Origin of the sequence: Imperialibacter sp. EC-SDR9 (assembly GCF_902498805.1) — a bacterium.
GTDB lineage: Bacteria > Bacteroidota > Bacteroidia > Cytophagales > Cyclobacteriaceae > Imperialibacter.
In genome coordinates, this window is sequence record NZ_LR701595.1 from 36,368 (window position 1) to 52,927 (window position 16,560).

Consider the following 16,560-nt stretch of genomic DNA (forward strand, 5'->3'; position numbering starts at 1 on the left):
ATGAAACCATTTGTTAACATCGTTCTGTTCCTTTTGTCTTGCTGTTTGCCCATGGCAAACGTCCATGCTCAGCCTTTTTCTTTCGAATCCATCAAATCGTATCCATTTCCCGCTGACATGACCTCCGCTGCCACGGGAAGTAAGATAGCATGGACTTTTAACGAACAAGGGCAAAGAAATATCTATGTGGCTGAAGGCCCTGATTTTAAAGCAAGAAAGCTTACGCAGTACAACGACGACAGTGGACAGGAAATATCGAGCCTGGCAGTGACTGCTGATGGCCAATGGGTAGTTTACGTGAGAGGAGGAGACCATGGTTCCAATTGGGACGATGATGCGCCGGTGAATACCTCTTTCCTTCCGGAGCCCCCACAAGTTCAGATTTGGAGCGTCCCATTTGCAGGCGGAGAGCCAAAAATGCTGGCGGATGGGGATTTACCTTCTGTCTCACCAAACTCGAAAACGGTAGCTTATGTTAAGGGTGGGCAGATATTGTCTGTACCCATCGAAGGCACTGCCAAAGGCGAGGCGCTGTTTACTGCAAGAGGAAGGAATGGCAGTGTTACATGGTCACCTGATGGAACGAAAATGGCTTTTGTCTCCCATAGGGGCGACCATTCATTTGTGGGGGTTTTTACCAACAAAGAAACGCCGATTATCTGGCTGGCCCCTTCTTTCAATTTTGACAGATCTCCAGATTGGTCGCCGGATGGCACAAGAATTGTTTTTGTTCGTACACCAGGTGCAGGAGGCGCACCCGACTCGATACTGGCAAGGAAGCATCGCCCGTGGGCCATTTGGTCAGCCGATGTGTCAACTGCTCAGGCCAAAAAGCTCTGGGAAGCACCCAAAACGCTGGCTGGCTCAACACCCAACACTCACGGCGGCACCAACTTACATTGGGCAGCAAAAGGCAAAATCGTATTCATGTCGTACAAGGATGGCTGGCCTCATATGTATTCCATGCCTGAAGCAGGCGGCGAGTCTATGTTGCTGACGCCCGGCAACTTCATGGCTGAGCACGTGAGTCTCAGCAGTGATCGTACAACATTGTTGTTTAGCGGAAACACAGGTTCCGACCCGCTTGATCTCGACAGGCGGCATGCAGTGCAGGTGTCGGTAGACAAAGCCGACATGAAGGTACTTACCCCAGGCAGCGGCCTCGAGTGGACGCCTGTAATGACTGGCGACGGCAAAAGCATAGCAATGATCAGTGCCACACCGCAGCGGCCACCTCTTCCGGCTATTTTACCGGCCAATGGAGGGAAAATAAAACTGCTGGCTGAAGACCGGATTCCTTCCGGGTTTCCAACGAAAAGCCTGGTGACACCAACTCAGGCAGTGTTTACATCTGAGGATGGCTTCACTATCCATGGTCAGCTGTTTACGCCGACCAATAAGCCAGCCAAAGGCCCTGCCATCATTTATGTTCATGGGGGCCCACCAAGACAAATGCTTCTTGGTTGGCATTATTCCGACTACTATACCAATGGCTATGCAACCAACCAGTACCTGGCCAGCCTTGGCTTTACTGTGCTGGTGGTTAACTATCGCCTTGGCATCGGTTATGGCTACGAATTTCATAACCCGGCAGATGCAGGAACCTGGGGAGCCAGTGAGTACAAAGACATTAAGGCAGCGGGGCTTTGGCTCGGCAAGCAGCCAGGAGTTGATGCATCAAAGATTGGCATCTACGGTGGGTCATATGGTGGCTATTTGACGGCCATGGCTTTGGGGAGAAACTCTGACATTTTTGCCGCTGGCGTCGATATTCACGGTGTGCATGAGAGAACGACTGGTAGGATAGGAGATATCCTGTACCCGGATCAATATGAAAAAGCGCCCGACGCAGAGAAGGCCGCTAAAGTAGCGTGGGAGTCTTCCCCGGCATCAACAGTTGGCAGCTGGACCTCGCCGGTTCTCATTATCCATGGTGATGACGACCGAAATGTCCGCTTTAGTCAAAGCACTGACCTGGTGCAACGTCTGCTTGAAAAAGGAGTGGAGATGGAAACCATCGTCATAGTCGACGATACCCACCATTGGATGAAGCATGGAAACTCCTTAAAAGCAGGAAAAGCGACGGCCGATTTCTTCGTTAGGAAGTTAAAGAAGTAAGATAGTCTACTATAATAGTTAATATTTTTATTGCTAAGGGTATGTATTTAGTTTCCGGTTTATGAAGTAAATATTTTTAAAAGATTTACTTTTAACCAGTGAAACTCTTGAGCCGGCAACTTCTTTTTGCATCTTTTATATGCCTTGTGTACATTCATAAGGCATCAGCGCAACAGGTATTGTCTGTTAGAGACAAATTAGGATATTCAAAGTCCTACCGTAGTGGGAGCCACGTTGCAAACGCCTTTTCCAACAAAGATTCCCTGGGAGTAACTCTCTATGCGAAAGGGGCATCGAGCAACTCGACAGAACCAGAGGCAAAGCGAGGTGAATTTATCGTTAAATTCAAACAAGGGGTACCTTCTGCTTCGCAAAGCAAGCAATTTGGATTTAATGCCAAGCCTTTCAAGGATCCAGTTCTGTTCGATAAATTGCGTTCAGACCTGAATTTGCTGCACTCGGCCCGAACAAAAGGGAGTAAAAGTACATTGGCTGTTTCTTCGCTTGAAAAGGAGTATTCAAAAGCTTTCTTTGGGGCGCATATAAGAGCTAGTGAAGAGTTGGTTGACGAAATACAAAAACTGGACTATGTCGAATCCGTCCACCCAAATGGTGTTGTAAAGGCTTTTCTGGACACCAGCGTGCCTTTAATTCGTGCCCCGGAGGTGTGGGATAGCTATGATATACGGGGTGAGGGAATTGTTGTTGGTATAATAGATACGGGCATTGATTACAATCATCCCGCTCTAGGTGGTGGCTTTGGTCCTGATTTTAAAGTAGTTGGTGGGTATGACTTTGTGAATGATGATAATGACCCCTTCGATGACAATGAACATGGGACGCACGTAGCTGGTATTGTGGCAGCCAATGGTGGTGGGCTTATAGGAGTAGCACCAGAAGCTAAATTGGTGGCTCTGAAGGTGCTTGACCAATATGGATACGGATACGATGATGACATTCTTGATGCCATAGAATGGGCGGTTGACCCCAATGGTGATGGTGATTACAGCGACCGGTTGGATGTTGTGAATATGAGCCTTGGCGGGCCAGGTGACTACCAGTCGCCAACAGCAATTGCAGTCAATGCTGCTGTGGAAATGGGAGTTGTTTTTTGTGTGGCTGCTGGTAATTCTGGTGGCTTTAAGACGATCGGCAGCCCAGGCACAGCAGAAAGAGCCATTACAGTTGGTGCCAGTGACGACTACGACATGCTTGCCTACTTTAGCAGTAAGGGGCCAAATGCAGGAAACTATGCGATCAAGCCCGATTTATTGGCTCCAGGCGTAAATATAGCGTCGAGTGTTCCTGGAGGAGGTACTGCGAATTTTAACGGCACATCCATGGCTACTCCTCACGTTGCTGGAGTAGCCGCCCTTTTAAGAGATATTCATCCTGACTGGACTGTAGATCAGGTAAAGGCAGCACTAACCACTACAGCCAAAGACCTTGGGCTGCAAGAAATGCAGCAGGGTTCTGGCAGATTAGATGCCGTGAAAGCTGCAGGTGTCAGCAGTACTGCATATCCAACCCAATTGAGCTATGGACTAAATGCAACCGATCAACCCAATTGGGGTGGTTCTAAGACGGTGACTGTTACGAATAATAGTGTTTCTGAACAATCCTATTCCATAACAGTAACAGGAACGCAAGCAGGGATAACATTGACTCCAACTGAGACAGCTTTTACGCTAAATTCTGGCCAATCCACTACCATAAGCTTTTCTCTTGCCGTTGACAATAATGTATTTGAACAGGAGCCCAAAGCCTCACAATCCGCCGGAGGTAGGGTGACAATTGCAAGTGAAGAAGATGCGCTTGTAATACCCTGGGCCTTCGTTAGTGGAACTATTGTCAGAATAGTTTTTGAGGATAATCAATTGAACAGGGACTATAATAAACTGATCCAATTATTCAACGACGAATTTTCTTATGGAGCCAATGATGCTTCATTTTCGGGAGATGGATTAACTGCAACCTTTCTTGTTCCGAACGCTACTTATAACGGATTTTTCTTGTTTGAAGACTGGAGTAAGATTGCGCTGAAAGAAAATATTGTTGTTGATGGCAGTACCACTATTTCGGTAACCTCGGCCGACGTAGAAAACAAAATAACTTTTGCTGCCGCAGATGAGAATGGTGAAAGTTTAGCGGACAGTTATCAGGGAACCTTAACCTTACTGATCCAGTCAAAGAGCAGCCGCTTTGGAAATATTGTTTCATACGGCACTGCGCTTCGTGAATTAAATTTCTCGGATTTTTCCTCAGAGTACTTCGCTACAACAAACTACACATTTGATGTTCGGAATGAGTCTGGTAACAAGTTGTATAACATAGAGTTAGCTGCTTTCGATGGTCTCTCTGAAAGTGCAGACATTCAGCGAAACTCCGAGGATCTTTACCATTTTGGTCTTGATTTTGATTTACCGGGATCGTCTGCCGTTCATGATATTACCTTCTTTGTTAATGCGCACTGGTTTGACGACTATGGTGGGGGCGGAAATACGGTTGGTTTTGGTCGGAATTGGGGCAGTAGTGTAAACTTGCCTATGGATATCTGGCATGCAGACGCATACATTACAGAGTCGTCAGTCATTAATAATTGGGGCTTAGGGATTGATGCGCATGTTTCTAAAAATGTCAACGATTCATATCAATCGTTGCGAACTAAACTGCTTAGGGTCTTTGATAATAAGATTGCCAGTTTCGATGGCAAATGGCCACTGAGCGACACGCCGGGAATGAATATGGGGCAAACACTCAATTTTGGTAGTGGTGTTCTGCACCCAGGAACCTACCTGAATAATTACGATATCCGTTCAAGCGCTTTTTTGGGATCCTTCGGGGAAGAAACCTATTTCCTGTATGATCAGATGAATGTGAAAGTTTCAGCGAGCGACTTGGTTCTTTTCAATGGAACAGGGAGAGATTTTTTCTCAGACTGGGGGTTTTATCAGGCTGGACAGTATCAATTTGACTTCACTGTTCCACATGAACAAATGCCTGGCCAGGAAGGCGTCATCAAATACACAACCAATTCCATTGTTCAAAATGAAGGCGGCAGTGTTACGTCCCCTTTCATGCCGGGGTTTTATTTTCAAGATAAATCGGGCGAGCTTACTAACCAATTTGAAAAGGTATTGGATGGTAAGGTAAGATTTTCAGTAAGGCCTGGCCTGTCTTCGCTCGTTGGTAGCCAGCTTTACATTAAGAAAAGTGGTTCGGATAACTACCAGATCGTTCCAGTGGAGTTTGTTACTACCGAAAACCTCGATGGAAGGAAAGTGTTCGAAGGAAGTATTTTTAACAAACCTTCTGACGATACATATTATGACATCAAACTGGTGGCCAAGGGATCTTCCGGTGACTCAATGCAATATATAATGACCTCTGCGCTGTTCGTAAAAGCGAACAAAATTCCGGAAGTTGTTGACCAGCAACCAGTCACAATATTCAGAGGCGCCTCTCACGAAATATCTTTGGATGATTTGATCATTTTGGATGACGACTCCAATGCTTCTGAGATGAGCATAATTGTGGAAAATGGGGATAGTTATTCTGTTGATGGAAAAAAGATTATAGCGCCGATCGATTCCGTTGGCACAATTAAGGTTCCCGTTTCGGTTAATGATGGTTATGATAGTAGTGAGCCATTTCTATTGAACATTAAAGTTGTTAATCAGCCTCCGGTTGTTACAGGGCAAGTAGCTGTTGAAATAGATAAAAACAACGCTTATACGTTGTCCCTAACAGACATTACTGCGACAGACGCCGATGATATTTACCCAACAAAACATACGTTACTTGTTCTACCTGGCGAGCACTATGTAGTTGAAGGCATGACAGTCTTTCCTAACGAAACTTATGGAGGTGAACTTCAGGTAAACATTGTTGTTAATGATGGATTTTCAAACAGTGCAGTATATAGGTTTGAGATTCAGGTAACAAATGAGCCTCCGGTGATCACAGGACAGCAAGCTATAAGTATTTGGAAGTCAGCATCATGGGAGATCGGCGTCAATGATCTTATCATCGTAGATTCAGATAACCACTATCCTGACGGGTTTACTGTGAAAGTGTTGGCCGTTTCAAGTGGGCAGTTGGAAGATAACCTCGTTACACCACCAAACGATTTTAATGGTGTCTTAACCGCTTCGGTTGTTGTGAACGATGGAGCTGACGATAGTAATATATTTGAGCTGGAAATTGAAGTGATGAATGTTGCGCCATCGATTGTTGGGCAGCAGTCAATGCAAGTGACTAAGAATAATAATTTTTCTGTATCAGTTGATGACTTACAAATCATTGATGAGAACGATGGGCCTGATTTTGCTTACCAGCTTTCTATCGGGCAAGGTGAGGACTTTTCTGTTACCGAGGATGGCATGGTTCGGCCTACTGCAGGGTTCGTCGGCACCATTATCATTCCTTTGACAGTGAGTGATGGGGTGGATAGTAGCCCGGTTTTTGAGTTCTTAGTAGACATTCTTAACCACAAGCCAGTAATAACCGGGCAGGTAGCGACAACGCTTGGCAAAAACAAACCGATTGAGATCGATTTGGCGCAGCTAACTGTGACTGATGCAGATGATCCGCTGGAAAGTCTGACCCTGAAACTAGTTGAGGGGAATGGTTATCAGATTGTTGAGGGTAAGATTATGCCATCAGTCAATTTTGTGGGAGTTCTAAAGATCAATATAACGGTAACCGACGGCATTGACGACAGCGACCTGTTTAAGTTTTCAGTAAACCTGAGCAACGACATTCCGCAAATTACCGGTCAACAGGAACTGAGTATTGACAAAAATGCTTCACTAAAAATCCTGCCTCAATATGTATTTGTTGATGACGATGATGATGAATTTCCAGTCAACCATTCTTTGAAGATAGGGGCTGGTGACAATTATAGTGTATCAGGGCAGACGGTAACTCCTGCTTTGGACTATATTGGGGAGCTGGAAGTACCAGTTGTAGTGAGTGACCCAAACAGCACCAGTCTGCCTTATAATCTAATCATCATGGTGAATGCAATAAGTGGCATTCAAAGCAGTATGTCTCAGCTTGTTGATGTTTACCCTATTCCAGTTAATGATTACCTAAGCATTCGATTTAAAAACCAAATAAGTGGGCAAATCATGCTAAGCATCGTTGACCTGGTGGGGCAAACACTCACGGAAGATAATCTGGAGAATGTCCAATCTAATAGTGAATATGCGTTGGTTACAAGCCATCTCCGTCCTGGAGTTTATCTCTTGCTGGTTTCGACTTCTTCAGGGGATAGTTTCAGTACTCGTATCGTCAAAGACTAGGCACTAGCCGCCTCGTCCAGAAACCAATAAAGCACGCCATTTGTGGGCTTTATATGCGAAGCAGGGTATGTCCTGAACTTGCCCCTATGTTTAAGTATTTCCTTCACTTTAGCTTGCTTGCTTTCGCCAGTCACCAGGAAGGCGATGCTTTTCGCATTGTTAATCACTGGGCCGGAAAGGCTGATTCTCTTTTGCCCTGATTCAGGGTGTGTAGCAACAACACAGGTTTCGGTAGCTTTCAACAACTCCATTTGATCAGGAAAGATCGATGCAGTGTGTCCGTCAGTGCCCAGACCAAGTATCACCAGATCGAACCTGGGGAGCCCGTCGGATGATGTCACGTTCTTTTTGATCTCGTGGCTATGTCGTTGAGCCTCCTGTTTGGGTTCGTTTTCGCCAAGGATGCGGTGAATATTGCCTTCAGGAATACCAACCTTATCAAACAGATGTGTCTTTGTCATGCCATAGTTGCTGTCCTTATCGGTAGGAGGGACACAACGTTCATCACCCCAATAGAAATGCATCTTCGACCAATCAATCGCCTTTTTGTAATCGGCAGCAAGAATGTCAAACAGTAGCTGTGGGGTAGAACCTCCGGAGAGTGCGATGTTCAGTTTGTCACTGTTTTGATTGAGATCGACCAAAAAGGTGGCAAAATCCTCTGCTACTGCCCTGGGGTTTTTTGAAATATGTAATTCCATCAGCTATTATAGTTCGCAATAAAGTCCGTCATCAACCAAATTGGCGCAAGGATTCCGCCAGCCGTGGCCATTTTCAATTAGTGTATTTGCCTGTTCCGGTCCCCAGGTGCCTGAGGGATATCCGTAAACTGGAAGGTCGGGATCATCTTTCCATGCTTTTAGTATCGGATCAACAAACTCCCAGGCAGCAATAACACTGTCGCCTCTGGCGTAGAGTGTCGCATCGCCCTGCATGCAATCGAGCAGCAGCCTTTCGTAGGCTTCTGGCACGTATGCGTCCGTTAGCCCGTCATACTGAAAGTCCATATTCACCGTTTCTACCTTAAAGCCGTTGCCCGGCACCTTCAGACCGAACTTCAATAAAATACCCTCGTTGGGCTGAATTCTGAAGACAAGTACGTTTTGCGAGTTGGCAATTCGCCGCTGGCTGAACAGGTGATGGTGGTTGGGTTTGAAGTGAATCACCACCTCAGAAACCCTGGTTGGCAGCCGCTTGCCGGTGCGGACGAAGAAAGGCACATCGGCCCATCTCCAGTTGTCGATGTAGAATTTTAAAGCCGCAAAGGTTTCGGTTCTTGATTCGGTATCCACGCCTTGCTCATCTCTGTAACCGAGATATTCCTTGTCTCCGAATGTCGAATTGAGGTATTGACCTCTAATGACGTTGTTTCTTATGTCATCGGCACTTAAAGGGCGTAGGGACCTAAAGAGCTTCAGTTTCTCGTTATGGATCGATTCTGCATCCATTCTTGCCGGGGGCTCCATTGTCACCAGCGACACTAGCTGTAGCAGGTGGTTTTGGATCATGTCCCTCAAAGCTCCGGAGCCATCGTAGTAACCGCCACGCTTCTCTACACCCACACTCTCTGCAGCTGTAATCTCTACTTTTTCAATGTATATGCGGTTCCAAAGTGGCTCGAAAATAGTGTTGCCAAATCTGGCCACCAGCGTATTCTGCACGGTTTCTTTACCCAGGTAGTGGTCGATTCTATAAATCTGATCTTCTTTGAACGACTCGAGCAGCTGGTTGTTTAGTTCTTTTGCACTTTCCAGGGTGTAACCAAAAGGTTTTTCAACAATCAATCTTTTCCAGCCCTTTTCTTCCGTGTTGAGTTGAGCTTCGCCCAAATTTTTAGAAATCACTGAGTAAAGTGAAGGGGGAGTAGAAAGATAGAAAATATAGTTTTGATCCGTGTGACAGTCATTGCATAACGTTTTAAGCCGATTGGCCAGCAACTGATAGTCTACTACCGCTTTCGTGTCAATTGACTGATAGAATACCAACTTGGCGAAGCTCTCTAACTCATCTGGCTTTTCTTTAGAAGCTTTCAGGTGTGGGTTGTCAAACACAACTTTCTTCCTGTATTCCTCGTCGCTAAAATCTGTTCGGCTAACACCAAGAATGGCATAATTCTCCGGCAAGAAACCTCTTTTGAATAAATTGAAAACGGCGGGAATTAGTTTACGCTCAGTAAGATCGCCAGAGGCTCCAAAAATAGTAAGTATCTGATTATCAGTTTTTTTCATTTAGGTACTACACAGGGGTGATAGCAAAATTCAATTTAATTGGCGAAGATCAGTATTTTTGGTCTGAATCTCTTGATATTCGCTAAAAAACAAGCAATTAACATCATATGAGGGCAGTTGGTTGCATGGTGGCCGTCATGTGGAATGAAAAATAGGACAGGAATGGAAAAAACGTATGACTTTGGCCTTGTAGGCCTCGGAGTGATGGGAAGAAACTTCATTTTGAATGTGGCAGACAACAATTTCTCCGCTTATGGCTTAGACACTGACCCTGAAAAGGTAAAGTCTTTGAGGGAAGAAGGAGCAGGAAAGGTTGTTGATGGCACTACCGACAAAAAGGAGTTTGTCTCAAAGCTTTCCAAGCCACGAAAAATCATGTTGTTGGTTCCGGCCGGAGGCCCTGTCGACGCTGTTATCAACGATTTGTTTCCGTTGCTTGATAAAGGTGACCTTATCATTGATGGTGGAAATTCATTTTTTACTGACACAGACAGAAGAGCTGAAAACCTGGAGTCAAAAGGTATCTACTTCTTTGGCACAGGAGTGTCCGGAGGAGCGAAGGGAGCCCGCTTCGGCCCCAGCATTATGCCGGGAGGTGACAAAGATGCCTATGAAATTGTAAGGCCGATTTTTGAAGCGGTTTCGGCGAAAGTCAATGGCGATCCGTGCGTAGACTATATGGGAGCCCGTTCGGCAGGCAACTATGTAAAAATGGTGCACAACGGCATTGAGTATGGGCTGATGCAGCTCATTTCCGAGGCTTATGATGTGATGAAGAGAGGGCTGGGCCTAAGCAATAAGCAGCTCCACAACACTTTCGATGAATGGAACAAGACCAAGCTACAGTCGTTTCTGGTAGAAATAACAGCAGAAATTTTCGAGAAAAAAGACGAATTGACCAACAAGGACCTGGTCGACGTAATCCTTGATAAAGCAAAGCAAAAAGGAACAGGCAAATGGACGTCCCAAAATGCCATGGACCTCGGTATTCCGGTGCCTACCATCGATGTGGCAGTAAGTATGCGGGAGATATCGTCAATGAAGGCTGATCGGGAAAAAGCGGAATCACTCTACGGAGCCAAGACCATCAAAGGAGATAGCAGCCTTACGGTGAAAGACGTTGAAGACGCACTTTTCTTTGCCTATATCGTTACATACGCTCAGGGAATGACCCAGCTTTGGGCTGCTTCGAAAGAGTACAACTACGGCTGCGACATGGAAACCATCGCTAAAATATGGAGAGGTGGCTGCATCATCCGCTCAGGCCTTTTAGAGGACATGAGGAAGGCGTATGCCAGGGATAAAGCACTTAGTAGCCTGTTGCTGGATAAAGACATTGCTTCCAAAGTTAAAACTTGCGAAGCGTCGGCAAGAAAAGTGGCCGCTTATGCCATTGGCCAGGGCATTCCGGTGTCGGGAATGGTTGCAGGTTTGAGTTATTTCGACGCCTTCACCACAGGTCGTTTGCCACTGAACCTGATTCAGGCACAACGTGATCATTTCGGTTCACACACTTATGAAAGAACCGATCGGGAAGGGATTTTCCACACAGAGTGGTAAAAGAAAAAGGCTGAGTTAGTAGCTCAGCCTTTTCATTACCTATATTTCCAAAATACATTCTTGGGGTTGTTATATAGCGTCAGAACCTCGTTCACCAGTTCTGATCCTTATGCACTCTTCCAGTTGCATAATAAATATCTTGCCGCTGCCTATCATATCACCGTCGTGTGCCTGCGTTGCGTCCATAATGGCATTGCAGGTGGTGTCAACGAAACTATCATTCACAGCTATTTCCAGTCTGATATTGGAGACCAGATTGGGAATCACCTTCTGGCCTCTGTAGACCTCTTCGGACACCCGCCGTCCATGACCGGAAACGTTGCCCACAGTTATTCTTGATATGCCAGCCTGAATCAACGATTCTCTCACTTGATCCAGCTGATTTTCTCTTATAATGGCTATAATCAGTTTCATTCTCTGTTAGTTAGGGGTGATCATTCCGTATCCTTTCTCACCATGGTACACATTGTCGAGCCCTTTCATTTCATCTTCCTCGGCGGCCCGGATTTTGACAAATTTATTGAGCACAAAAAGAATGACGAAAGTGCCTACACCGGCGTAAACTATGGCTATCACAATAGCAGTTAGTTGCACTCCAAGTTGTTGCATTACTGTCCACGTGCCACCTACAGCCGTTGCTGCATCAGCCATCCAGCTTTCTCTGATAAAGAAAACAAGGAAAATGGCGCCTATGATACCGCCAACACCGTGGATACCAAAAGCATCTAGTGTATCATCATAGCCGAGTTTGTTTTTTAGTATAATAGCGAGGTAGCACACAATAGTAGAAAGTGCTCCCAGTACAAGAGCTCCTCCTGGCTGAACAACGCCAGCCGCAGGCGTGATGGCTACCAAACCTGCCAGAATGCCCGATGCAAAACCAAGTGCTGTTGCTTTCCCCTGATGGAAGCCTTCCACGATCAGCCAGGTAAGTGCACCGGCCGCAGCTGCTATTTGTGTAACGGTCAGGGCCTGGGCAGTGCTCAACCCACTTGAGATACTGCTGCCGGCATTGAACCCAAACCAACCGACCCAAAGAAGCCCGGCACCTATCATCGTCATCACAAGGTTGTTGGGCTGCATGGGCAAATGTGGGTGCGATTTTCTGGCTCCAATAAAGAGCACGGCAACCAATCCGCTAACACCGGCGGAGATATGTACAACCGTGCCTCCGGCAAAATCAATGGCACCGTTGGCTCCCAGGTTGAAAAGGAAGCCGTCAGACGCCCAAACCCAGTGGCAAAGCGGATTGTAAACGACAAGTCCCCACAGCGCTATGAAAAAGCAATAACCTTTAAACGTGATTCGTTCGGCCACGGCACCGGCAATAAGAGCAGGGGTGATGATGGCAAATTTTGCCTGGAACATTGAGAAGACATACTCGGGAATGCCGTCAATAATACTGTCATCGATACCTGAAAGCATCACATAGTCGGAATTCCAGCCAAACCAGCCACCAAGTACATTTTCACCAAAAGCCATGCTATAGCCGCAAACTACCCAAAGAACAGTCATGATACCCATGGCTGTAAAACTGTGCATCATAGTGCCGAGCACGTTTTTAGTCCTGACAAGGCCACCATAAAACATGGCAAGGCCGGGAATCATAAGGAGCACAAGTGTGGTAGAAGTCAGCATCCAGGCAGTGGCACCTGAGTCGATCTCAGACGTTTCCTGGGCAAAGGCAACAGTGGAAGAGGCAATAATAGCCAATCCACTCAATAGAATTGGTCGAACAAAAAGCTTCATGTAGGGTGTGTTTAAAATTCAATCACCAGCTTTTTGGGACATGTTGTTTAGGGTGACGCAATATAGGAATTCAGATTTAAACTTCCTGAACGAGGCGCATTAAACCTGAAAGTAGCCGCTTCGAAAGCGTCAGAAACCTAATTATTGCAATTATTTAAGCTTATGTGCTCGCTCCAATTTCCGTGGCTAACTTCAACGGTCATGCTCCCACCCTTAGCGTCGAACCTTCCGTCTTCCAGCACTACGCCATCGCCACTAACGACCTGAAAGGAGGCGCTTGTGGAGAGCGAATACCTGATGCCGTTCGTAAAAGTAACTATGGGATTAAGCCTTTGGAAAACCAGCCCGGCGGTCGATTGGCTGGGAATGCACTCTTTTATAACCTCGTAGTCCTTTACTTCCTCTGGAGCGCCGTTTAAGAACAGCCCAAGAGGAATATGCAACCTGCTGGCCCAATCGCTCTCAGCATGGATGCCATTGGGCACCTCATAGTAGAAAATGTCTTTACCATATTCAAATCCCTGATTTTCCAGGCTTTCAATCATCGGAACGTAATAGTTCCACTCTTTAGTACCAATGTCGAAATAGAACCGGGTGTTTGACAGCTCTTTTGGCTCATCGAAAATGGCATAGTCTGCTACCCAGAATGAGGGGGACATGGAGGCGGAAAAGGAAAAGATCTCCGGGTAATTAATTCCGGCCCAGGCTGTATAAAGTCCGCTAAGAGAGAAACCGAATATGGCTCTTCTTTTCGTGTCAACGGGGTAGTCTGCCTCCACCATCGGAATCACCTCATTGATGAGCCTTTCAGTGTAGTTAACAGAACCCGGAGAATACTCAGACCAGTTTTCTTTGATCCATGGGTCGTTGTAGGGTATATACCTGCCGTATCTATGGCCCGCTGCTGATACCCCCACCATCATGAAGGGCTCTATGGTGGAAGTAGCTTCAAATTGGTAAGAAGTTAGACTGGTAATGGCTCCTTTGAAAACGTCTCCATCATTGAAGTAAATGATGGGATATTTCCCGGAAGCATTTTCTGCCCTTGGTACATAGATGTCGATAGTAAGATCATCAGATAACTCAAGCGTGGTAATGGTAAAACTTGAATTTCCCGACGAAGGTGGTGTGTTGTCATCATCTGAGGGTGACGGGCTGGAATCACTACAGCTGCAACTGAATAAGATGCCTGCCAGGAAGATAATATGGTAAAGTGCTCTCATATAACGATATGACAACTCAGGACATAAAAGTACTTATTTGTAGAAAAAATCATTTTGATCTGGATCTGTTCCCAAATAGCTCCATTTTGGTTATTTACCTGAGCGGTTTTACTATTTTAATGGTCAACCTGTATATTGTTCGACTACCAAATTGTGATCAATCGTGAGAAGACCAATCCAACTGACCTTTATTTTAGTTTCCTTGTTTTTCTTCCAGCGGTGCGAAACGCCTCAGCAGGGTGCTTCGGAATTCACCGCTGACGAAATACAACGATGGGAAGCCAGAGCGTCTCGTGTTACCATTATTCGTGACAACTGGGGCATTCCTCATATTTATGGAAAGACCGACGCCGATGCCATTTTCGGTATGTTGTATGCACAATGCGAAGACGACTTTAAGCGTATTGAGGCCAACTACCTGACCTCGATTGGGCGGATGGCAGAGGTGGAAGGCGAGAAAGCACTTTATACCGACCTTCGGCAAAGGCTTTTTATCAATGAAGAGGAAATAAAAGCCCTTTATGATAAGGCCCCGGAGGGGATGAAAGAACAGATGAAGGGCTTTGCCGATGGCATTAACTATTACCTTTACAAACACCCTGAGGTGAAACCGATGCTGCTCACCAGGTTTGAGCCCTGGATGCCGCTTACTTTTAGCGAAGGAAGCATCGGTGGAGACATAGAATCTATATCAACTGAAAGCTTAGAGGCGTTTTACGGGAGGAAGCCAGTTTCTCCGGTTTCTTCAGTGTATACCTACGAACCAGAACCTGAGCCTACAGGGTCTAATGGTTTCGCTATTGCACCATCCAACAGCGCATCAGGCAATTCTCTACTGCTGATCAACCCACATACTTCTTTCTTTTTTCGCTCCGAGCAGCATGTGGTAAGTGAAGAAGGCCTCAATGCTTATGGCGCCGTCACCTGGGGACAGTATTTTATCTACCAGGGCTTCAATGAACACTGCGGCTGGATGCATACTTCCAGTGCAGCAGACGTGATAGACGAATTTGCGGAGACTGTTGTAGAAAAGGATGGGAATTATTTCTACAAGTATGGTGAAGAGGAGAGGGCTCTGGAGGCCTCAGAGGTCACTTTGAAATACAAAGACGGTGAGAAAGTCGTCAGCAAAACATTCACGACCTACAAATCTCACCACGGCCCGATCGTAAGGGAAGAAGGCGGTAAATGGATTGCCGTAGGGCTGATGCAGGATCCATTGAATGCCCTCAGTCAATCGTACATGCGAACAAAGGCTGCCACCTACAACGACTTCAATAACAACATGCGGCTTCGGACCAACTCGTCGAACAACACGGTGTATGCCGACGACCAGGGCAATATTGGCTACTATCATGGCAACTTTATGCCCGTTCGTGACCCCCGGTTTGATTACTCAGGGGTGATCGACGGCAGCAACCCAGCCACCGACTGGCAGGGGCTCCATAAAATCGAAGAACTCGTTAGTTTGTTGAACCCTGAGAGCGGCTGGTTACAAAACTGCAATTCTACTCCATTTACCGCTGCAGCCGGATTTAGTCCTAAGCCCGAACACTATCCTGTATACATGGCACCGGACTCAGAAAATGCGAGGGGCATTCATGCGGTGCGGGTATTAGAGGGAAAAACGACCTTCACACTTGATAAGCTGATTGAAGCAGCCTATGATTCCTATTTGGTTGGGTTTGAAAACCTTGTTCCCTCTGTGGTACAAGCGTATGAAGGCTCCTCTGAGAAAGACGCTGACCTAGCGGCTCCAATAAAAGTGCTTAAAGAGTGGGATTTACGCTTCGGTGAGGAATCGGTAGCTACGGCGCTGGCTATTTTCTGGGCCCAGGAGTTAATGAAAGACTTGTACGAAACAAAAGGAGTTCGGCTAAGGCAGTTGGCTATGATTGACTATATGACCACGGAAGTGGAGCCGCAGATAAAGCTTGAGGCATTGAAAAAAGCCGTTGATAAGCTGGCAGCCGACTTTGGTACATGGGAAACAGCCTGGGGAGAGATCAATCGCTTTCAGCGTGTAGAAGGTGCCATCAGGGAGCCTTTTAATGACAGCCTGGCCAGCAACCCAATTGCTTATACCAGCAGCATGTGGGGGGCTTTGTCTGCATTCGGTAGCAGGCCATATCCGGGCACTAAACGTTGGTACGGAACAAGTGGCAACAGCTTTGTGGCAGTAGTGGAGTTTGGCGACACTGTCAAAGCCAAAGCAATAGTCACTGGCGGGCAAAACAGCGATCCTGCTTCACCACATTTCAATGACCAGGCGGAGATGTACAGGAAAGGGGAGTTCAGAGACGTATTATTCTACCGGGCGGATATTGAGGCAGTGGCGGAGAAAACATATAAGCCGGGAGAATAGCTCCCCCGGCA

9 protein-coding genes are annotated in these 16,560 nt (G+C 46.4%); 4 read left to right on the top strand and 5 right to left on the bottom strand.

Going from position 1 to position 16,560, the window contains the following annotated elements; translation table 11 throughout:
- Entirely contained in the window at positions 1 to 2,118 is a 2,118-nt protein-coding gene (locus GC130_RS19400) for a prolyl oligopeptidase family serine peptidase (RefSeq protein WP_201568375.1), read from the top strand.
- Between the two features lie 107 nt (positions 2,119 to 2,225).
- Positions 2,226 to 7,424 carry a S8 family serine peptidase gene (locus tag GC130_RS19405; RefSeq protein ID WP_193217916.1) on the top strand — a complete coding sequence of 1,733 codons (5,199 nt, stop codon included), beginning with the start codon at positions 2,226 to 2,228 and terminating at the stop codon, positions 7,422 to 7,424.
- Here the strand turns inward: GC130_RS19405 and pgl are convergent.
- Complete coding sequence (gene pgl / locus GC130_RS19410) at positions 7,421 to 8,125, bottom strand: 6-phosphogluconolactonase (protein WP_152000013.1); 705 nt, start codon at positions 8,123 to 8,125, stop codon at positions 7,421 to 7,423. The genes GC130_RS19405 and pgl overlap by 4 nt on opposite strands.
- A 6-nt stretch (positions 8,126 to 8,131) precedes the next feature.
- On the bottom strand, positions 8,132 to 9,652 hold the full coding sequence (zwf, locus tag GC130_RS19415) for a glucose-6-phosphate dehydrogenase (protein ID WP_152000014.1): 1,521 nt from the start codon (positions 9,650 to 9,652) through the stop codon (positions 8,132 to 8,134).
- Between the two features lie 162 nt (positions 9,653 to 9,814).
- Here zwf and gndA point away from each other — a divergent pair, with 162 nt between their 5' ends.
- The gene (gene gndA / locus GC130_RS19420; protein ID WP_152000015.1) at positions 9,815 to 11,212 is read left to right on the top strand and encodes an NADP-dependent phosphogluconate dehydrogenase; all 1,398 of its coding nucleotides are present in this window, start codon (positions 9,815 to 9,817) and stop codon (positions 11,210 to 11,212) included.
- 69 nt (positions 11,213 to 11,281) lie between these two features.
- On the opposite strand, the gene GC130_RS19425 is transcribed toward gndA, so the two are convergent.
- The 3 genes from GC130_RS19425 to GC130_RS19435 all read right to left on the bottom strand — a co-directional run bounded on the left by GC130_RS19425 (position 11,282) and on the right by GC130_RS19435 (position 14,184).
- Complete coding sequence (locus GC130_RS19425) at positions 11,282 to 11,626, bottom strand: P-II family nitrogen regulator (protein WP_152000016.1); 345 nt, start codon at positions 11,624 to 11,626, stop codon at positions 11,282 to 11,284.
- A gap of 6 nt (positions 11,627 to 11,632) precedes the next feature.
- Positions 11,633 to 12,961: an ammonium transporter gene (locus GC130_RS19430; protein WP_152000017.1), complete on the bottom strand. Its 1,329-nt coding sequence runs from the start codon at positions 12,959 to 12,961 to the stop codon at positions 11,633 to 11,635.
- A 137-nt stretch (positions 12,962 to 13,098) separates the two neighbouring features.
- Complete coding sequence (locus tag GC130_RS19435) at positions 13,099 to 14,184, bottom strand: alpha/beta hydrolase (RefSeq protein WP_152000018.1); 1,086 nt, start codon at positions 14,182 to 14,184, stop codon at positions 13,099 to 13,101.
- A 163-nt stretch (positions 14,185 to 14,347) separates the two neighbouring features.
- On the opposite strand from GC130_RS19435, the gene GC130_RS19440 reads away from it, so the two are divergent.
- Positions 14,348 to 16,549 (top strand): acylase, encoded by a 2,202-nt coding sequence (locus GC130_RS19440; protein WP_226940552.1) that lies wholly within the window; start codon positions 14,348 to 14,350, stop codon positions 16,547 to 16,549.
- Positions 16,550 to 16,560: the final 11 nt, after the last annotated feature.